This is a genomic window from Rudaea cellulosilytica DSM 22992 (assembly GCF_000378125.1).
In the GTDB taxonomy this organism is placed as follows: domain Bacteria; phylum Pseudomonadota; class Gammaproteobacteria; order Xanthomonadales; family Rhodanobacteraceae; genus Rudaea; species Rudaea cellulosilytica.
In genome coordinates this window covers 1,487,696-1,506,510 of the sequence record NZ_KB899241.1, presented here as the reverse complement: position 1 = coordinate 1,506,510, position 18,815 = coordinate 1,487,696, and the positions used below count along the sequence as shown (strand labels likewise).

22 protein-coding genes and 1 tRNA gene are annotated in these 18,815 nt (G+C 64.4%); 7 read left to right on the top strand and 16 right to left on the bottom strand.

Translation table 11 applies throughout. The features are described 5' to 3' along the window. Nucleotides 1-230: 230 nt before the first annotated feature. Nucleotides 231-491 (top strand): helix-turn-helix domain-containing protein, encoded by a 261-nt coding sequence (locus F455_RS0106685; protein WP_018972505.1) that lies wholly within the window; start codon nucleotides 231-233, stop codon nucleotides 489-491. Between the two features lies 1 nt (nucleotide 492). Next, the gene (locus F455_RS0106680) at nucleotides 493-1,830 is read left to right on the top strand and encodes a type II toxin-antitoxin system HipA family toxin (protein WP_026293145.1); all 1,338 of its coding nucleotides are present in this window, start codon (nucleotides 493-495) and stop codon (nucleotides 1,828-1,830) included. A 196-nt stretch (nucleotides 1,831-2,026) separates the two neighbouring features. Here F455_RS0106680 and F455_RS0106675 read toward each other — a convergent pair. The 3 genes from F455_RS0106675 to rplM all read right to left on the bottom strand — a co-directional run bounded on the left by F455_RS0106675 (nucleotide 2,027) and on the right by rplM (nucleotide 3,025). Then, a tRNA-Gln gene (locus F455_RS0106675) sits at nucleotides 2,027-2,100 on the bottom strand. Between the two features lie 87 nt (nucleotides 2,101-2,187). After that, nucleotides 2,188-2,580, bottom strand: a complete 393-nt coding sequence (gene rpsI, locus F455_RS0106670; protein WP_018972503.1) for a 30S ribosomal protein S9 — start codon at nucleotides 2,578-2,580, stop codon at nucleotides 2,188-2,190. Between the two features lie 4 nt (nucleotides 2,581-2,584). Then, nucleotides 2,585-3,025, bottom strand: a complete 441-nt coding sequence (gene rplM / locus F455_RS0106665) for a 50S ribosomal protein L13 (protein WP_018972502.1) — start codon at nucleotides 3,023-3,025, stop codon at nucleotides 2,585-2,587. A gap of 294 nt (nucleotides 3,026-3,319) precedes the next feature. Here rplM and rpmB point away from each other — a divergent pair, with 294 nt between their 5' ends. Both rpmB and rpmG read left to right on the top strand, forming a co-directional pair. Beyond that, a complete protein-coding gene (rpmB, locus tag F455_RS0106660) occupies nucleotides 3,320-3,556 on the top strand; it encodes a 50S ribosomal protein L28 (protein WP_018972501.1) in 237 nt (78 codons plus the stop codon). 12 nt (nucleotides 3,557-3,568) lie between these two features. After that, a complete protein-coding gene (gene rpmG, locus F455_RS0106655) occupies nucleotides 3,569-3,733 on the top strand; it encodes a 50S ribosomal protein L33 (RefSeq protein ID WP_018972500.1) in 165 nt (54 codons plus the stop codon). Nucleotides 3,734-3,895: 162 nt separating this feature from the next. On the opposite strand, the gene F455_RS0106650 is transcribed toward rpmG, so the two are convergent. Further along, nucleotides 3,896-4,534 carry an arylesterase gene (locus F455_RS0106650; RefSeq protein ID WP_018972499.1) on the bottom strand — a complete coding sequence of 213 codons (639 nt, stop codon included), beginning with the start codon at nucleotides 4,532-4,534 and terminating at the stop codon, nucleotides 3,896-3,898. Between F455_RS0106650 and F455_RS0106645 the strand changes: the two genes are divergently transcribed. Together F455_RS0106645 and F455_RS0106640 are read left to right on the top strand one after the other, a co-directional pair. Next, the gene (locus F455_RS0106645) at nucleotides 4,527-5,225 is read left to right on the top strand and encodes an ABC transporter ATP-binding protein (RefSeq protein ID WP_018972498.1); all 699 of its coding nucleotides are present in this window, start codon (nucleotides 4,527-4,529) and stop codon (nucleotides 5,223-5,225) included. The two genes, F455_RS0106650 and F455_RS0106645, sit on opposite strands and share 8 nt — an antisense overlap. After that, nucleotides 5,222-7,705, top strand: coding sequence for an ABC transporter permease (locus F455_RS0106640; RefSeq protein ID WP_018972497.1), 2,484 nt, complete (start codon nucleotides 5,222-5,224; stop codon nucleotides 7,703-7,705). The genes F455_RS0106645 and F455_RS0106640 overlap by 4 nt, the downstream gene beginning before the upstream one ends. Before the next feature lie 33 nt (nucleotides 7,706-7,738). On the opposite strand, the gene F455_RS0106635 is transcribed toward F455_RS0106640, so the two are convergent. The 11 genes from F455_RS0106635 to F455_RS0106585 form a co-directional block, all read right to left on the bottom strand. Next, nucleotides 7,739-10,060: a M56 family metallopeptidase gene (locus F455_RS0106635; protein ID WP_026293143.1), complete on the bottom strand. Its 2,322-nt coding sequence runs from the start codon at nucleotides 10,058-10,060 to the stop codon at nucleotides 7,739-7,741. Beyond that, nucleotides 10,057-10,449 (bottom strand): BlaI/MecI/CopY family transcriptional regulator, encoded by a 393-nt coding sequence (locus F455_RS0106630; protein WP_018972496.1) that lies wholly within the window; start codon nucleotides 10,447-10,449, stop codon nucleotides 10,057-10,059. The genes F455_RS0106635 and F455_RS0106630 overlap by 4 nt, the downstream gene beginning before the upstream one ends. 142 nt (nucleotides 10,450-10,591) lie before the next feature. After that, entirely contained in the window at nucleotides 10,592-11,017 is a 426-nt protein-coding gene (locus F455_RS0106625) for a F0F1 ATP synthase subunit epsilon (protein WP_018972495.1), read from the bottom strand. 19 nt (nucleotides 11,018-11,036) lie between these two features. Further along, nucleotides 11,037-12,470: a F0F1 ATP synthase subunit beta gene (atpD, locus tag F455_RS0106620; RefSeq protein ID WP_018972494.1), complete on the bottom strand. Its 1,434-nt coding sequence runs from the start codon at nucleotides 12,468-12,470 to the stop codon at nucleotides 11,037-11,039. 41 nt (nucleotides 12,471-12,511) lie between these two features. Then, on the bottom strand, nucleotides 12,512-13,375 hold the full coding sequence (atpG, locus tag F455_RS0106615; RefSeq protein ID WP_018972493.1) for a F0F1 ATP synthase subunit gamma: 864 nt from the start codon (nucleotides 13,373-13,375) through the stop codon (nucleotides 12,512-12,514). An 85-nt stretch (nucleotides 13,376-13,460) separates the two neighbouring features. After that, nucleotides 13,461-15,008 carry a F0F1 ATP synthase subunit alpha gene (gene atpA / locus F455_RS0106610; protein WP_018972492.1) on the bottom strand — a complete coding sequence of 516 codons (1,548 nt, stop codon included), beginning with the start codon at nucleotides 15,006-15,008 and terminating at the stop codon, nucleotides 13,461-13,463. 167 nt (nucleotides 15,009-15,175) lie between these two features. After that, on the bottom strand, nucleotides 15,176-15,709 hold the full coding sequence (locus F455_RS0106605) for a F0F1 ATP synthase subunit delta (RefSeq protein ID WP_018972491.1): 534 nt from the start codon (nucleotides 15,707-15,709) through the stop codon (nucleotides 15,176-15,178). Nucleotides 15,710-15,713: 4 nt separating this feature from the next. Continuing rightward, a complete protein-coding gene (locus F455_RS0106600; protein ID WP_026293142.1) occupies nucleotides 15,714-16,184 on the bottom strand; it encodes a F0F1 ATP synthase subunit B in 471 nt (156 codons plus the stop codon). Between the two features lie 55 nt (nucleotides 16,185-16,239). Beyond that, the gene (gene atpE / locus F455_RS0106595; protein WP_026293141.1) at nucleotides 16,240-16,512 is read right to left on the bottom strand and encodes a F0F1 ATP synthase subunit C; all 273 of its coding nucleotides are present in this window, start codon (nucleotides 16,510-16,512) and stop codon (nucleotides 16,240-16,242) included. Between the two features lie 53 nt (nucleotides 16,513-16,565). Next, a complete protein-coding gene (atpB, locus tag F455_RS0106590; protein ID WP_026293140.1) occupies nucleotides 16,566-17,378 on the bottom strand; it encodes a F0F1 ATP synthase subunit A in 813 nt (270 codons plus the stop codon). Between the two features lie 83 nt (nucleotides 17,379-17,461). After that, a complete protein-coding gene (locus F455_RS0106585) occupies nucleotides 17,462-17,830 on the bottom strand; it encodes an ATP synthase subunit I (protein WP_083918811.1) in 369 nt (122 codons plus the stop codon). 246 nt (nucleotides 17,831-18,076) lie between these two features. Between F455_RS0106585 and F455_RS22895 the strand changes: the two genes are divergently transcribed. After that, a complete protein-coding gene (locus F455_RS22895; protein ID WP_157578500.1) occupies nucleotides 18,077-18,217 on the top strand; it encodes a hypothetical protein in 141 nt (46 codons plus the stop codon). Here F455_RS22895 and F455_RS20010 read toward each other — a convergent pair. After that, nucleotides 18,214-18,636 (bottom strand): phasin family protein, encoded by a 423-nt coding sequence (locus F455_RS20010; RefSeq protein WP_169337301.1) that lies wholly within the window; start codon nucleotides 18,634-18,636, stop codon nucleotides 18,214-18,216. The genes F455_RS22895 and F455_RS20010 overlap by 4 nt on opposite strands. Nucleotides 18,637-18,815 lie beyond the last annotated feature (179 nt).

Sequence of the window (18,815 nt, the reverse complement as noted above, 5' to 3'; positions counted from 1 at the left end):
GGGACCAGAAATCTCAGTTGGCTGGTAACGAACTGAATTGAAAGGGCTTTGTCTCGTTGTAACTTTGCGCCGCCCCACTCTTTACGCCGCGAAAATTCGTGACGAAAACGAGCCAGGATTTTTTGTGTACACAGCGCCAACGTTTGGGCAGACTAATCTGCTATTCAAATATTTGACAAATACCTGATTTAGGAATAAAAGTCTTTTATTCGTATTTCAGGTATTTTGCCATGTCGCCGCCGGCCCACATCCTGCTCACCGCCTCGCAGCTGGGGTCGATTCTGCGAGCCGCACGTAAGTCTCGAAGCATGTCCCAGTCGGCCTTGGCCGACCGACTCGGCTTGAGTCAGTCACGGGTGTCCCACCTGGAACAGAATCCCGATGACCTAAGCGTAGAGCAACTATTGGCTTGGTGTTCCTTGCTCGGCTTGGAATTGGCCATCGGCGCGCGTGGCGCCAAGGTCCCACCAAGCACGCAGACGGACTGGTGACATGGGCCGTCGCTCGCACAGCCGCAACCTCTCGCTCTGGACCAACGGTGAGCGTGTGGGCCGCTGGACGATCCCCGCACGCGGAGAAATGGAGCTCCATTACGACGCGAATTGGGTTGCCGCTGCGATCGGTCGTCCGCTGTCGCTGTCGCTGCCCTTCAACCTCGACAACCTGCCGCTCAAAGGCAAGAAGGTCGCCAACTATTTCGACAACCTCCTGCCCGACAGCGACGCCATCCGTCGGCGTGTTGCCCAGCGTTTCCACACCGGATCAACCGATCCCTTCGACCTGCTGAAAGCCATCGGCCGCGACTGCGTAGGCGCAGTACAGATTCTGGGCGAGGACGAGACCCCTCAGGGTTTCGACCGCATCGAAGGCATACCTCTTTCCGAGGAGGCCATCGAGCGGCACCTGATCGAGACAGTGACTCCGCGCGCGTTCGGCGCCGGCAGTGATCCCGACGCAGACTTCCGCATCTCCCTCGCCGGCGCTCAAGAGAAGACCGCCTTTCTGTGGTGGGACGGGCAATGGCAGGTGCCACGCGGCGCGACGCCTACGAGCCACATCTTTAAGCTTCCGCTCGGGCTGATGGGCGGTCGACAAGCCGACTTCACTACCTCGGTCGACAACGAGTGGCTATGCCTGCGGCTGCTCAAGGCCTACGGGCTGGAAGTTGCCGATGCTCGTATCGCAACCTTTGGCAAGCAACGCGTGCTTGTCGTCGAGCGCTTCGATCGGCGCGTCGCACCCGACGGCCGGTGGCTCATGCGGCTGCCGCAGGAGGACTTTTGCCAAGTGGAAGGCTGCTCGCCATTCCAAAAATACGAAAGCGAGGGAGGGCCGGGGCTTGTTGCCTTGTTCACCACGTTGCGACAGTCGGTGAATGCAGACGCCGACATGAAGACGCTAATGACCGCGCAGATCCTGTTCTGGCTCTTGCGCGCGCCGGATGGGCACGCCAAGAACTTCAGCATCCATATCCTGCCGCGCGGTCGCTTCCGGTTGACCCGCCTGTACGACGTGATGTCGGCCTATCCGGTGCTCGGCGACGGCCCCCATCAATGGTCGTCACGCGAAATCAAGCTGGCGATGGCGCTGCTTGGCAAGAACAAACACTACACAATGCAAACCATCCAGCGCCGGCACTTCGACAGTACCGCACAGAAGGTCGGCTACGCGCCGACCGCTGAGCCGATCATCGAAGACATCCTGGCGCGCACGCCGGCAGCTATCGCTGAAGTGCAGGCGGATCTGCCGCAGGATCTTTCGCCGCGTGTCGCCGAAAGCATCTTTGGTGGGCTTGAGCGGGCTGCGGCTGTGTTGGGGGCGGGTGCTTAGCCATGGCGGGCTTTTTGTTTTGACTGGGGGACTAGGATTACTCGCGCCATCCATGGCGCTCGGCCCTTCGGGCCCGGCTCCGCTTCGCTACGCCGTTCAAAATCGGCAATCCTGCCGATTTTGTCGAACCCGGGGGCTCGAACCTACTCCCGAAACAAAAAAACGAATGGCCCCACGAGGGGGCCATTCGCTTTTTTGGCTGGGGGACTAGGATTCGAACCTAGATAGGCAGAGTCAGAGTCTGCAGTCCTACCATTAGACGATCCCCCAATTCCGGCCGGATCGTCTATCTGACTTGGCGACGATCCGGATTTGGGAGCACGAGCCGGCGTCGCGAGACGACGGCTCGGGTAACGCTTAGCGCTTGGAGAACTGCGTGGCGCGGCGGGCTTTGTGCAGGCCGACCTTCTTGCGCTCGACTTCGCGCGCGTCGCGGGTCATGAAACCGGCCTTGCGCAGCGGGCCCTTGAGCGTTTCGTCGTGTTCGACGAGCGCGCGGGCGATGCCGAGGCGGATGGCGCCGGCCTGGCCGGTGTTGCCGCCGCCTTCGACCGTGACGAGCACGTCGAACTTGTCGGTGGACTGGGTCAGCTCGAGCGGCTGGCGCACGATCATGCGCGAGGTCTCGCGGCCGAAGAATACGTCGAGCGGCTTGCCGTTGACGACGATGGCGCCATTGCCGGCGCGCAGGAACACGCGAGCGGCGGAGGATTTGCGGCGGCCGGTGCCGTAGGTCTGTTGGATGGTCATTTTATTAGGCCTTGATTTCCAGAACTTGCGGCTGCTGGGCGGTATGCGGATGCTCGGCGCCCTTGTAGACCTTGAGCTTGCGATACATCGCACGGCCCAGCGGGTTCTTCGGCAGCATGCCCTTGACCGCGATCTCGAGCACGCGCTCGGGGTGCTTGGCGAGCAGGTCCTTCAGCGCGATCGACTTGATGTTGCCGATGTAGCCGGTGACGTGGTGATAGGTCTTGTCGTCGAGCTTCTTGCCGGTGACCGCAATCTTCTCGGCGTTGATCACGACGATGTAGTCGCCAGTATCGCAGTGCGGGGTGTAGACCGGCTTGTGCTTGCCGCGCAGGCGCACGGCCAGTTCGGTCGCGAGGCGGCCGAGCGTCTTGTTGCTGGCATCGACGAGATACCAGTCGCGCTTGACCGTTTCAGCTTTGGCGCTGACAGTGGAAGTTTTCATGGGAAACCTGTGCCCTGCGGGCTCGATATTGACGCGTGAAGCGAGGAACCGCGAATTTTAGCGGAACCGTAACGCGGCGCGCAAGTCCCCGTTTCGACCCGAGATGTCGACCGAAGGGTATGGCGGACCGGCCGGGGTCGCCTGCTCGAGGCTACGACGAACTTGTGTGGGTAGCGGGATTCTGCTTTAATAGTCGGCTCGCTGCGCCTTGCGCGGCGACTTCCGGCCAGCTGCATCAGCCGGGCCGTCTCTGCTCTGGCTAAGGGCAGCCGTTCCGATATCGAGGAGTAAGCTGTGGCTAAAGTATGCCAAGTCACCGGCAAGCGCGCACAATCCGGCAACAATGTGTCGCATGCCAACAACAAGACCCGGCGCCGCTGGCTGCCGAACCTGCACGAGCGCCGTTTCTGGGTGCCGAGCGAAAACCGTTGGGTGAAACTGCGCGTTTCCACCAATGCCCTGCGTACGATCGACAAGAACGGCATTGAAACCGTGCTCGCCGAACTGCGCGGCCGCGGCGAAAAGATTTAAGGAGAACACGCAATGGCATCCAAGCGCGACAAGATCCGTCTCGTGTCCTCCGCGGGCACCGGTCACTTCTACACGACCGACAAGAACAAGAAGACCACGCCGGACAAGATGGAAATCAAGAAATACGATCCGGTCGTGCGCAAGCACGTCGCTTACAAGGAAGCGAAGATCAAATAACCGCAGCAATGCGGCCATTCCGGACAGCACAAGGCTGTGCGTCGATCCGGGATACCCTGCCTTGGTCACAGGCAACAAACAACCCGCCGCGAGGCGGGTTTTTTGTGCCCGCCATTCATGGCGGTCATCCTGCGGGTCCGCGTTTACGCGACGCAAACTCTTTCAGTGTTGCGGCTTCAACTCCGGCACGAGCACCGCCCAGACGTTGTCGAGCACGCGCGGCTCGCCTTCGGCCTTCGGATGCAGGCCGTCGTCCTGCATCCATTCGGGTTTCTCGGCGACGCCGTCGAGCAGGAACGGGACCAGTGGCACATTGAATTCGGCGGCGAGGCCCCGATAGATTTCCCGCAGACCGTCGCGGTACTGCGGTCCATAGTTGATCGGCAACTCGATGCCGAGTAACGCAGATCGCGCTCCCGCGGCGCGCGCGGCAGTCAGGATGCTCTTCAGGTTGGTGCGGATTTCGGCAATCGGCAGGCCACGCAACCCGTCGTTGGCGCCGAGCTCGACGATGACGAGCGCGGGTTTGTGCTCGGCGAGCAGCTTGGGCAGTCGAGCGAGGCCGCCGGAGGTGGTTTCGCCGCTGATGCTCGCGTTGACGACCTGGCGCGGTACGCCCTGCTCGCGCAGGCGTTGTTCGAGCAGATGTACCCACCCCGCTTCGGGTGCGATGCGATGTGCGGACGACAAGGAGTCGCCGAGCACGAGGATGGGCCCCGTCGGCGTGGACGGCGCCGCCTGTGCCGAAGCGGCACCGGCGATCGACAGAAGAACGACGAGAAACGATTTGAGCATGAACATGACGAAGAACGACGAGATCGTGATCCGGGCGGACAAGGTTAGCAAAAGCGTCGACGGACCCGACGGCCGGCTGACGATTCTCGACGATGTCGGCTTCACGCTCGCGCGTGGCGACAGTCTCGCCATCGTCGGCGCCTCGGGTTCGGGCAAGACTACGCTGCTCGGCCTGCTTGCCGGGCTCGATCGCCCGAGCTCGGGCGAAATCATGCTCGCCGGCGAACGGCTCGACACGCTCGACGAGGAAGCACGCGCGCGCCTGCGCCGCCGCCGCGTCGGTTTCGTGTTCCAGAATTTTCACCTGCTGCCCGCACTCAACGCCGAGGAGAACGTGATGCTGCCGCTCGAACTCGAAGGCAGCACCGACGCGCGCACGCGCGCGGGCGAGGCGCTCGCACGCGTCGGCCTGGCCGCGCGCAAGCATCATTATCCGGCGCAGTTGTCCGGCGGCGAGCAGCAACGCGTCGCGCTCGCGCGCGCGTTCGTGCACGCGCCGGAAATCCTGTTTGCCGACGAACCGACCGGCAATCTCGATCGGCGCACGGGCACGGCAATCGGCGATCTGCTGTTCGCGCTCAATCGCGAACACGGCACGACGCTCGTGCTCGTCACTCACGACACGGTGCTCGCCGAGCGTTGCGCGCGCAGGCTGGCGCTGGACGGCGGGCGCATCGTCGACGCCGCTGCCGCATGAAGCCGCTGACCTTCGCCGCGCGTAGCCTGCGCCGGGAATTTCGCCACGCCGAACTGGCGACACTGGCATTGGCGCTCGTGCTCGCGGTCGCCGCGCTGACCGGCGTGGCGACGCTCGCGAGCCGCGTCGAGCATGCCCTGCTCGCCTCGGCGGCCGAATTGATCGGCGGCGATCTGTCGATCGGCGCGAGCCGCACGCTGCCGCAGAAACTGGTCGACGAAGCGACGCAGCGCGAGTTGAAGACGAGCCGCCTCGCCGATTTTCCGAGCGTGGTGTTCGCCGGCGAAGCGAGCCGGCTCGCCGACGTGCGCGCGAGCGACGATGCGTTCCCGCTGCGCGGCGTGCTCGCCGTGCGCGATGCGGCCGGCGCCGAACGCGAAGTGCACGCGCCGCCGCCGGGCTCAGTCTACGTCGAGCCGGCCGTGCTTTCCGCGCTGGCGCTGAAGATCGGCGCCAAGATCCAGGTCGGCGGACGCGATCTCGTCGTTGCCGGCGAGATCACGCGTTCGCCCGACAGCGGCAACCTGTTGCGCCTCGCGCCGCGTGTGATGATGTCGCTCGCCGACGCGGAGGCGATCGGCCTGCTCGGCGCGGGCAGTCGCGCACGTCATCGCCTGCTCGTCGCCGGCGACGAGGCGGCGGTGGCTGACTACGCGCGCGCGATCAAACCGCAACTGCCGGACGGTGCCGAGATCGTGACGATCGCCGAAGCGCAGCAGAATCTGTCCAGCGCGTTCGAGCGCGGCGGTAATTTCCTGCGCCTGGCAGCATTGCTCGCGGCGCTGCTTTCCGGCATCGCGATCGCACTCGCGGCGCAGCGGTTTGCGCGGCGCAAGCGCGAGGAAGTCGCGCTGCTGCGCTGTCTCGGCGCAAGCCGCGCGGAGATTCTCGGCGCGCTGCTGCTCGAACTCGGCCTGCTCGCGCTGCCGGCCTGTCTGCTCGGCGTCGTGGTCGGCCTCGGCTTGCAGCAGCTCGTGTTCGCCTTCGCCGGTGATCTGCTGCCGGGCGCGCGTCCGGCGATTCCGTGGCAGCCTTCGCTCGCCGCGTTCGCGGTCGGCGTCGCGGTGCTGTTCGGTTTCGCCCTGCCGCCGCTGCTGCGCCTGCGCGACGTCGAACCGATGCGCGTGTTTCGCCGCGACGATGCGCGTCGCGCCGGGCGCTTCGATGCGCTGTATCTGCTCCCCGTCGTCGTCGCTGCCGGGCTCATCGCGGTCGGCGCGGGCGACACGCAGCTCGCGCTGACCCTGTCGCTCGGCTTCGCCGGCGTCGCCGCAGCAAGCTTCGTGCTCGGCTTGCTCCTGCTGCGACTCGTGAGCGGCGGCGGCAAGCTGCTTCCCGGCGCGTTGCGTTTCGGTCTCGCCAATCTCGCGCGCCGGCGCGCGTTGACCTTGCTCCAGGCCGGCGCGCTGGCGCTGAGCCTCACCGCCTTCGCCGTGCTCGCCGTGGTCGGACCGTCGCTGCTCGCGAGCTGGCGTGCGGAACTGCCGGCCGACACGCCGAACTATTTCCTGATCAACCTGCAGGACGAACAACGCACGCCGATGCAGGACCGGATCGCCGCGCTCGGCGCGACCAACATCAACATGCTGCCGCTCGCGGTCGGCAAGCTCGTCGCGATCAACGGCAAGACGCCGAAGGCGGAGGACTACAACGACCGCCGCGCGGCGAGCTGGATCAACGGCGAAACGCGCATGTCATGGAGCCAGGACCTGCCGCCATCGAACAAGCTGCTGCAAGGCCGCTGGTTCGCGGCGAACGCGACCGACGATACGGGCGCGCAGGTGTCGGTCGACAAGATGTGGATCGACATGTTCCATCTGAAGCTCGGCGACAGCTTGACCTTGCGCGTCGGCGAACGCGAGATCGTCGCGACGATCGCCTCGATCCGCGGCGTGCGCTGGGATTCGTTCCGCGCGAATTTCTTCCTCATGCTCGACGCGCGCACCGGCAGCGAACTTGCGCACAGCACGATCGCGAGTTTCCATCTGCCGCGCGATGTATCGCTCGCCTCGCTGTCGCGCGATTTCGCCAACGTCTCGCTGATCGACTTGAACCAGATCCTCGATCGCGTGCGCGAAATCATCGGCCGCGTCAGCCGCGCGGTGATCTCGGTGCTCGGCTTCAGCCTCGCTGCGGGCCTGCTCGTGCTGCTCGCCGCGCTCGCCGCGACCGCGGACGAGCGACGTTTCGAATCGGCGCTGCTGCGCACGCTCGGTGCCCACTCGGCGCAGCTCAGCGCGGCGGTGCTCGGCGAGTTCGCCGCGCTTGGGCTCGTCGCCGGCAGCATCGCGGCGATCGGCTCCGCGGCGATCGGCTATGCGCTGGCAACGCGCGTGTTCCGCTTTGAAAGCTACACGCCGCCGTTCGCTTCGTTGCTTGCGGTCGTGTTTGCCGCGGCCGCACTCGTCGCGATCGCCGGCTGGCTGGCGACGCGACGCATCGCGCGCACGCCGCCGATCGCGGTGCTGCGCGAAGGCTGATGCAGGCTCCGAATAAACTTCCGCGTCGTCCGCTCAGCGCCGCAGCGCATTCTCGACCTGGCCGCGCTCGTAGTCGGCGAGATGCGAAGCGACTTCGCGATAGTGCGCCACAAGCGTGGCATCGTCAGGCATCGACCGGGCCAGCGCGATGAGCACCTGGCTGCGTTCGTAGTCGCCGCCGACTTTGGCCGTGGCATCGAGCACCGCGTTGACGCCTGCGTTGCCGAGCTTGCCGGTCTCGATCAAGGCGAGCAGCGACTGGGCACGCTCGTAGTCGGAGCCGATTTTCGCGGCCGACTGTGCGTAGGCCGGCGCGATCGCATCGACATTGCGCGCATGCTTGGCGATCGCGACGAGCACCTGGCCGTGCTCGTAGTCGCCGTGCACGTCGCCGCTCGCCTGCAGCAGAGCGGCCAACTCGCCGTCGTTCAGATCGCGGCGTTCGAGCACGGCTTGCAAGGTGCGCGCGCGCTCGTAGTCGCCGTTGATATGCGCGGTCGCGGCCAGCCAGTTCGCGCGCACTTCGGCGTTGTCGTCGAGGCGCGGCAGGATGCCGGTCAGCAGCTCGGCGAGTTCGTAGGCGCCGTGAATGTTCAACGCCTGTTGCAGGAACGCCGACTGTTGCGGCGCGTCGAGCTTCTGCTTGGCGAAGATTTTCGACAACGTCTGTTGCTTTTCGTAGTCGCCGCCGATCGCCCCGGCGAGACGCATGCAATGATCGAGGTCGGCCGCCGACAACGGGCCCTTATCGACGAGCAGGCCGAGGTACAAGCCGCGCACGTAATCGCTGTGGATCTGGTCGATCTCGGCCAGTACGGCCGAAGCGCCGCCGTTGGCGTAGATCCGCGCGACGCGCGTCTCGGCGGCGAGGCCGCTCTCGCGAATCAGGTTCGGCAGCAGCGCGGCGAGCCAGGCATGCCCGGCTGCGTCGAACGCTTGCTCGCGGCGATCGACGAAGTAGCGGCGCTCGAGCTTGCCAGCGCGCTCGACCAGTTCGAGGCGGCGCGTCATGCCGTCGCGCTTTTCTTCCAGCGTCGCAGTGCCGCCGGCGCCGAGGCTCGCAATATCGGTTTCGTCGGCGCTGAATTCGATCTTGCCCTTCGCATCGAGCGACAAGCCGCGGCTATCGTCGTCGATGATCACGCGCATCGAGGCGTTGCCGTCGTGACTTGAGATGCTGATGCTGCTGTTTGCCTGGCTCGACTTGGGCACGCTCGGTGGCGCGGGCGGTGCCGGCGGCGTCTGCGCGCGGGCGACGGGGCCGAGAAAGCCGACGCTCGGCAGGCCGAACGCGCAGGCGATCAGTACGGCTGCGGTCGCGGCACGCAGCAGAAATCCGGGTTGGGGCGTGGACATGGCGGTTCCTTCGAGAAGACGGTCGATGCGTTGGATCAGGCTGGAGCCGCGCGCGGCCATGGCCGGCATCAGCGCGTAGGCACGGTTGTCGAAATGGCGCTCGGCGCAGGCGGCCAGGCATTCCGCCACCGCGTGGGCGTCGCCGGTCTGGCGCGCGGCGAACGCATCGCAGGCCAGTTCGGCGAGTTCATCGAGCCGGCGCTGCGCGACGCCCGCGAACGGCAGGAACCAGAAGCCGGCCCGCCAGCATTCGATCACGAGCCGCCATTGCGGGTCGCGGCGCGCGACGTGGGCGAGTTCGTGGGCCAGCATCGCCTGCAGTTGGCGCGGATCGAGCGCGGTCGCCGCCCATTCCGGCACGACGATGCGACGGCCGAACGCAAACGGACTGGCGACGTCGGGCAAGGTGTACAACGCCGGCATGCGCACACCGGCGCGATGCGCGAGCGCGGCAAGATCGGGATCGGCCGGCGGCAGCGCCGGCTTGGCGCGAGCCAGCGCGCGGCGCAAATTCGTGAACCGCAGGCACAGGCGTGCGAAAGCCAGCAGCGCGCCGCTCAACCAGAAGATCAAAATGGCGAGCGGCAGCGATGGCTGCAACATCGCGATGGCCGATGTCCGCGGCATCGCCGGATGTTGCGCAATGGCCACCGTGACCGATGACGCGGCGTTCGCGGTTTCGTTTGCCGGAGTCGCCGCATCCGCGAGCGAGGCGCCGCGAGTCGACACGAGGACAGGCGCTTGCGTTTGCGCCGGGTTGGGCAATGCCGACGTTGCCGCCGAAGCGGGCAGCGCCAGATGCCATGTCTGCGGCGCCGTAGGCATCAGCGCCTGCAGGCTCGCAGTGAGTACGCCGCCGAACAGCGCACAGCGCCACATCAACTCTCGCGTCGCGGGCGCCATGCGCAGCGTGCGATCGACCAGCCAGGCCGCGACGAGGAGCAGGCCGCCGTGCAGCGCGATCGAGAGCAGCCAACCGGAAACGGGTGCGAAGTTCATGGTGTCTGCCCTTTCTTCAAGCGTTTGCGCAGGCGCTCGATATCGCCGGGTTCGATTTCCGATTCGCGCAGCAGATGGGCGACGAGTTCGCGCGAGTCGCCGCCGAAAAGGATGCCGATCAGGCCGCCGACCATCGAACGGCGCACCTGCGATTCGCTCACCAGGGCGCGATACATGAGCTGGCGTCCTTCGCGGCGCTGGGCGACGACACCGCGCCTTTCCAGGCGCGTCAGCAGAGTCGCCACGGTCGTGTGCTTGAGCCCGCGCTCATCGGCGAGCACCTTGGCGACGTCGGCGACGCTGGTTTCGCCGCGCAGCCAGAGCACGCGCACGACGGCAATCTGCAGATCGCTCAGAGCGACGTCCTGATCCGGGTCTGGTTCGCGCATTGTCTTCTTCTACAAACGTAGTACTACATTTGTAGAAGAATCGGGCGACCGATGCAACAGGCCGAAAGTCATGGCCGCGCGAATCAGGTAGGTGAAAAGCAAAACGCCGGCGCTAGGCCGGCGTTCTGCGATTGAAAACCGCTCAGTGCTTGAGCTGGCGCCGCAGGCGTTCGATCGCAGCGAGCTGCGCGAGCGCTTGCGCGAGTTCGGCCTGGGCCTGCGCGATCTCGACCGCATCGGTGCGGTTGGCGAGCGCGCGCTCGGCTTCGTCCTTGGCCTTGCGCGCGGCGGCCTCGTCGAGATCCTTGGCGCGTACGGCGGTGTCGGTCAGCACGGTGACGACCTGCGGCTGCACCTCGAGGATGCCGCCGGAGACGTAGAAGAACTGCTCTTCGCCGTTCTCTGCAATCACGCGCACCTGACCGGGCTTGAGCCGGGTGATCAGCGGCGCGTGGCGCGGTGCGATGCCGAGCTCGCCCTCTTCGCCCGTGGCGACGACCATGGTCGCATTGCCGTGGAAGATCTCGGCCTCGGCACTGACGATGTCGCAGCGGATGGTGGTTGCCATATCGATTGCTCCGGCCGGATCAGGCCGCCTTCTTCTCGGTCATCTTCTTGGCCTTCTCGAAGGCCTCGTCGATGCCGCCGACCATGTAGAACGCCTGTTCCGGCAGGCTGTCGCACTCGCCGTCGCAGATCATCTTGAAGCCGCGGATCGTTTCCTTGAGCGAGACGTACTTGCCCGGTGCGCCGGTGAACACTTCGGCGACGTGGAACGGCTGCGAGAAGAAGCGCTCGATCTTGCGCGCGCGGCCGACGGTGGCCTTGTCTTCTTCGCTGAGCTCGTCCATGCCGAGAATCGCGATGATGTCCTTGAGTTCCTTGTAGCGCTGCAGCGTGCCCTGCACGCGGCGCGCGGTCTCGTAGTGCTCCACGCCGATCACGTTCGGATCGAGCTGGCGGCTGGTAGAAGCAAGAGGATCAACCGCGGGGTAAATACCAAGAGATGCGATATCACGCGACAAAGCGACGGTCGAATCCAAGTGCGCAAATGTCGTTGCCGGCGACGGATCGGTGTAGTCGTCCGCCGGCACGTACACGGCCTGGATCGAGGTGATCGATCCGGTCTTGGTCGAGGTGATGCGCTCCTGCAGGCGGCCCATTTCGTCGGCCAGCGTCGGCTGGTAGCCCACCGCGGACGGCATACGGCCGAGCAGCGCGGACACTTCAGTGCCGGCCAGCGTGTAGCGATAGATGTTGTCGACGAAGAACAGCACGTCGCGGCCCTTGCCGGAAGCGTCCTTCTCGTCGCGGAAGTATTCGGCCATGGTCAGGCCGGTCAGCGCGACGCGCAGGCGGTTGCCGGGCGGCTCGTTCATCTGACCGTAGACCATCGCCACCTTCGACTCGGGCAGGTCCTTCAGATTGACCACGCCCGCTTCGATCATCTCGTGATAGAAGTCGTTGCCCTCGCGCGTGCGCTCGCCGACGCCGGCGAACACGGACAGACCCGAGTGCTGGGTCGCGATGTTGTTGATCAGCTCGAGCATGTTGACCGTCTTGCCGACGCCCGCGCCGCCGAACAGGCCGACCTTGCCGCCCTTGGCGAACGGGGCGACGAGGTCGATGACCTTGATGCCGGTTTCGAGCAGCTCGTTGGCCGCGGCCTGGTCGTCGTAGCTCGGCGCCGGGCGGTGGATGGTCCAGTGGTCTTTGGCGTCGATCGGACCGACTTCGTCGATCGGATTGCCGAGCACGTCCATGATGCGGCCGAGCGTGGCGTTGCCGACCGGCACCTTGATGCCGGCGCCGGTGTTCGTCGCGACGAGGCCGCGCTTCAAACCGTCGGTGGAGCCGAGCGCGATCGTGCGCACGACGCCGTCGCCAAGTTGCTGCTGCACCTCGAGCGTGATCGCCATGCCGTCGATCTTGAGCGCGTCGTACACCTTAGGCACGGCATCGCGCGGGAATTCGACGTCGACCACGGCGCCGATGATTTGTACTACTTTGCCCTGACTCATTGGAGTGCTCCGGATATATCTAAAATTTGTATCAGCGCGACTTATACCGCCGCAGCGCCGCTGACGATCTCGCTGATTTCCTGCGTGATCGCCGCCTGGCGCACCTTGTTGTAGATCAGTGTCAGCGAATCGATCGCCTTTTTCGCGTTGTCGCCGGCCGACTTCATCGCGACCATGCGCGCGGCGTGTTCGCTCGCGAGGTTTTCCAGCGTCGCCTGATAGACCAGCGACTCGATGTAGCGCGTGAGCACGTGGTCGAGCACGGTTTCGGCGTTCGGCTCGTAGATGTAGTCCCAGTCGTGCGCCGTCTCGAGCTGCGCCGACGGCGGCAGCGGCAGCAGCTGATCGAGCGTCGGCTTCTGCGTCATCGTGTTGACGAAGTCGTTGTAGGCCAACGTGAGCTGGTCGATGCGCTTGTCGGAATATGCGTCGAGCATGACCTTGATCACGCCGATCAACTGCTCGATGTGCGGACGCTCGCCGAGATGAGCGACGCTGCCGACGAGATTAACCTTGAGCCGCTTGAAGAACGCATTCGCCTTCGTGCCGATCGCGACGACGTCGATCTCGACGCCCTTCTCCTGCCACTGGCGGATCTCGCCGAGCAGCTTGCGGAACAGGTTCGAATTGAGACCGCCGCAGAGACCGCGATCGGTCGACACGACGATGTAACCGACGCGCTTGATGTCGCTGCGCTCGACGAGGAAGGGATGCTTGTACTCGCTGTTCGCCTTGGCGATGTGACCGATCATCTGGCGCATCGCGCGCGCGTACGGACGCGAGGCCTTCATCAGGTCCTGCGCCTTGCGGATTTTCGAAGCCGAGACCATTTCCAGCGCGCGCGTCACCTTGCGGGTGTTCTGTACGCTCTTGATCTTGGTTCGGATTTCGCGTGCACCAGCCATATCGTCTCTTCTTTGTAGGCTGGGCCGCAAAGCCCAGCGTGCAAACTCATCAGAAAAAGCCGGGCTTGGCAGCCCAGCCTGCGGATTACCAGGAACCCGTCTTCTTGAACTCTTCGATGCCTTTCTTCAACGTCGCTTCGATCGCATCGTTCCAGTCGGCCTTGTCGTTCGCGGCCTTCATCCAGTCGGCGTAGTTCGCGGCGAAGTGCGCGTGCAGGCCGGCTTCGAACGGCAGGATCTGCGCGATCGGCAGGTCGTCGAGATAACCCTTCTCGGCCGCATACAGCGAAAGCGCGAGCTGGCCGACCGAGAGCGGCGCGTACTGCTTCTGCTTCATCAGTTCGGTGACGCGCTGGCCGCGCTCGAGCTGGGCGCGCGTGGCCGCGTCGAGGTCTGAAGCGAACTGCGAGAACGCGGCGAGTTCGCGGTACTGCGCGAGCGCGAGCTTCACGCCGCCCGACAGCTTCTTGATGATCTTGGTCTGCGCGGCGCCGCCGACGCGCGACACCGAGATACCGGCGTTCACGGCCGGGCGGATGCCGGCGTTGAACAGGTCGGTCTCGAGGAAGATCTGGCCGTCGGTGATCGAGATCACGTTGGTCGGCACGAACGCGGACACGTCGCCGGCCTGCGTTTCGATGACCGGCAGCGCGGTCAGCGAGCCGGTCTGGCCCTTGACCGCGCCATTTGTATACTTTTCCACGTATTCCTCGTTGACGCGCGCGGCGCGCTCGAGCAGGCGGCTGTGTAGATAGAACACGTCGCCCGGATACGCTTCGCGGCCCGGCGGACGCTTCAGCAGCAGCGAAATCTGGCGATACGCCCAGGCCTGCTTGGTCAGATCGTCGTAAATGATCAGCGCGTCCTGGCCGTTGTCGCGGAAGTACTCGCCCATCGAGCAGCCCGAGTACGGCGCGAGATACTGCATCGCGGCCGAGTCGGAAGCCGAGGCAGCGACGATGATGGTGTGGTCCATCGCGCCGAATTCTTCGAGCTTGCGCACGACGTTGGCGATCGACGACTGCTTCTGGCCGATCGCGACGTAGACGCACTTGATGCCCGTGCCCTTCTGATTGATGATCGCGTCGACCGCGAGCGCGGTCTTGCCGGTCTGGCGGTCGCCGATGATCAGCTCGCGCTGACCGCGGCCGATCGGAATCATCGAGTCGACCGACTTGTAGCCGGTCTGCACCGGCTGCGACACCGACTTGCGCGCGATCACGCCCGGCGCGACCTTTTCCACCGGCGAGGAAAGCTTGGTGTTGATCGGACCCTTGCCGTCGATCGGTTGACCGAGCGCGTTGACGACGCGGCCGAGCAGTTCCGGACCGACCGGCACTTCGAGAATGCGGCCCGTGGTCTTGACCGTGTCGCCTTCGCGCAGGTGCTCGTATTCGCCGAGCACGACCGCGCCGACCGAATCGCGCTCGAGGTTCAGCGCCAGCGCCGTGCCGTTGCCCGGCAGCTCGATCATTTCGCCCGACATCACGTCGGCCAGGCCGTGGATGCGCACGATGCCGTCGGACACCGAGACGATGGTGCCTTCGTTGCGCGCTTCCGCGGCGAGCTTGACCTGCTCGATGCGGTTCTTGATCAGTTCGCTGATTTCTGAAGGGTTAAGCGTGGTGGCCATTTCTCAAGTCCTCTGCGCGCGTGCGCGGTGAACGCAACGTCGCTTCTGGTTAATGTCAAAAGTCAAAGGTCAAAAGTCGGTTGGATCGAGCATCGCTTGCGCGGCTGCTCCTGCGACTTTTCACCTGTGACTTCTGACGCACCGGCGGCGCGGACGCCGCCGGGTCGTCAATTCACCAAGGTCTGTTCCAGACGCGCCAGGCGTCCGCGCACCGAGCCGTCGATCACGACATCGCCCGCATCGATCACGGCACCGCCGATCACGGCTGGATCGATATGCTGGTCGAGTTCGATGCTGCGGCCGAAACGCTTGGCCAGCGCGGCTTTGATCGCGTCGGCCTGCGGCGCCGGAATCTCCGCCGCGGAGCGCAACGTCACCTTGAGCACGCGCTCGGACTCGCGCTTCAATTCCTCGAACAGCGCGGCGATTTCGGGCAGCAGGGCGAGGCGGCGGTTGTCCGCGAGCAACGACAGGAAATTCGCGAACGTGCCGCTCGCGGCTTCGCCCGGCGGCAACAGCAAGCCGACGAGTTCGTCGTTGGACAAGCGCGGATTGCCGATCAGCGCACCGATGCGCGCATCGGCCACGGCCTGCCCGGCGAAACCGAGGTTCGCCGACCACGCCGCCAGTGCGTTCCCGTCACGCGCGGCTTCGAACGCCGCACGCGCGTAGGGACGTGCCAAGGTCAAGGTTTCGCTCATGCGCTCAGATCTCGGCTACCAGCTGATCGAGCAAGGCCTTGTGCGCATCGGCATTGATCTCCTTGCCGATGATCTTCGAAGCGCCCTGCACGGCGAGCGAAGCGACCTGGCCGCGCAGCGCTTCGCGCGCCTTGCCGACCATGCCGTCGATCTCGGTCTGCGCCGTGGCCTTGACCCGCGCCGCTTCGAGCAGCGCATCAGCCTTGGCCTTGTCGACGATCTGGTTGGCCTGCTGATGCGCCTTGTCGACGATTTCCGCCGCCTGGGCACGAGCTTTCTTGATCTCGTCGGCCACGCGCGCGTCGGCGTCCTTGAGCTCCGCCTTGGCGCGATCGGCCGCGGCGAGACCTTCGGCGATCTTCTGCTGGCGCTCCTCGATCGCCGCCATGATATGCGGCCAACCGAATTTCATGACCAGCCAGACCACGGCGAAGAACGCCAGACCCTGGATGACGAATGTGATATTGGGGATCATCGCTGACTCCATCGAGCCGACGCAGAGCGCCAGCCGAATTCCTGTGACGGCCTGATTACTTCAGGACGCTGAAGCTGCCGAGGAACGGGTTGGCGAAGATCAGCAGCAGCGCGATCGCAACGCCGATCATCGGCACCGCGTCGAGCAGACCGGCGACGATGAACATCTTGGTCTGCAGCATCGGGGTCAGTTCCGGCTGGCGCGAGGAACCTTCGAGGAACTTGCCGCCGAGCAGCGCGAAGCCGATCGCGGTACCGAGAGCGCCGAGGCCGATCAGAAGGCTGGCGGCGATCAGCGTGAAGCTCATTACGTGTGCTGCATTTTCCATGGTGGTCTCCTAAATCAAAAGTCAAAAAGTAGAGAAGTGCAAAAGTACAGAAATCAGTGCCGTTCGGCGGCCATGCTCAGGTACACGACCGACAGCATCATGAAGATGAATGCCTGCAGGGTGATAACCAGAATATGGAAAGCGGTCCAGAGGAAGCCGGCGATGAACTGGCCGAAGCCGAGCAGGTAGGTCGAGAAGTGCGAGAGCGTCGCATCGAGCGTCATCACCGCGATCAGGATGAAGATCAGCTCGCCCGCGTACATGTTGCCGAACAGTCGCAGCGAGAGCGACACGGGACGCACGGCTTCTTCGATCAGGCGCAGCAGCAGGTTGGCCGGCGCGAGCGCGATCTTCGCGCCGAGGCCATGCGCATGGAACGGCGCGCTGACCATCTCGCCGAAGAACACCTTCGGACCCTTGTGCTTGAGGCCGAAATACTGGATCAGCAGGAACACGCACAGCGCCATGCCCAGCGTGGTGCTGAGATCGGCCGTCGGCACGATGCGCAGATACTTCAAGCCCGCGGCATGGCCCGCGGCCGGCAGCATGTCGACCGGCAACATGTCGAGGAAGTTGAACAGGAAGACGAGGCCGAAGATCGTGACCGCGAGCGGCGCGATGAGCTTGCTCGTACCGTGGAAGGTTTCCTTGACCAGGCCGTCGACGAAGACGACGACCATTTCGATGAAGCTCTGCAGCTTGCCCGGATTCTCGACCTTGGCGCGGCGCGCGGTGCCGATGAACAGCAGGCAGAACAGCGCCGACAGCACGAAGGTGAAGAACAGCGTGTCGATGTTCAGCGTCCAGAACCCATCCTCGCGCGGCCAGCGCAGATGATGCAGGTGATGCACGATGTACTCGGTCATGCTTCCTGACGAGGATTCGTGTTCGGCGGCTTGCGCTTGCAACATGGAAAGGGACTACCCGATCAAACTTGCTGTTGAATTCTTCAGCGGAAAATTCCGACCGCTGCCCAAAATGCCACCTGCGCCGCGAGGACGCCAATGATCAGCGGCAAAGGCGCCAATCCGAATACGGCCAGCCCAAGATAGAGCGCGAGTACCAGCCAGACCCACTTCATCACTTCCGCGGCGTACACTGCTCGCGCGATGCGCCGAATCGGCGCGATGCCGTCGGCGTACAAACGCCATGCGAACAACGCGTTGCCGATCGCGATCACTCCGCCGCCATACCAGGTCGCCATCCCCGACCGCCAACCCTGCGCGCAAAACCCCAAGCCGACCAATCCGGCGACGCCGAGTTGGAAGAGCACGATCCGGACGGCATTGCGTCGGCCATGAGCAATGGAGTTCCGCATGGGATTCGGCTTCAAGGTTGCGATGCCGGAAGGGCTGCGACGGCGCCCCCGGGACCTGAGGAAGCATCGTCTATCGCAAAGCAGCAAGATTATACCCGCCGGCTATTTGCAGCCGCAAGACAGATAGGGCTTTGGTACAGGGGCGCAGCCGCTATTTGCACCATCTTGCGACATTGTGTCGCACTGCTGTGACGCCAATGACTTCACCGCTCGCGGTCGAGCACATGCCCTGCCCTCGCATCGAGCATGGCCGCGGAATTGCCAAACTCGGGCAATAAAAAAGCCGGATGGCTGGGCCATCCGGCTGAACAAACGCTGCGGAATACAAAAGGGGAGGGAGGATTGCCGCAGCGCGATTTCCGCAGTGACCTGCGGGAATTCGATTAGCGCGTGGCCTTCTTCGCCGCGCCGCTGACCTGCTTGGTGAAATCGGCCTGCGCCGCGCTCACCTGCTTCTTGAAGCTGTCGTTGGCGACTTCGAGGCTGCCCTTGGCGATCTGGCTCAGCGCTTCACCGGTCTTGACCGTGACGCCGAACACTTCCTGGCCGTTCGCGTAGAACTTCTCGGCCGAATCCTTGACCAGGTTGACGCCCTTCGGGAAGATCGTCTTCAGGCTGTCGAAATCACGCACTTCAGCGGCTTCGGAGAGGAAGTCGACCGTGGCGGCGACATTGCTTTCCAGCGCCTTGAGGTTGAGGTTGGTGACGCGCTCCAGACCTTCCACGGCCAGCGTGTGCGCCTTGAACGCCGCATCGGCGAAAGACTTGGAAAGGGCGAGAGCCTGGGTGTTGAAATACTCGGACATGATCATTGCCTCGAAAGATGGTTGGGTTAGTGGCAAGCACCATAGCACCAAATTTGGTGCATTGCAACAAGTGCGATTCCGCCCCACTGTTTTCGACTGCAGAGCTTGTCCTATAAAGGTTTCATTCGCCTGACAGAACAGCGATCGAACGCTCGTTTTGCGCGGCGCGTCACGAAAAT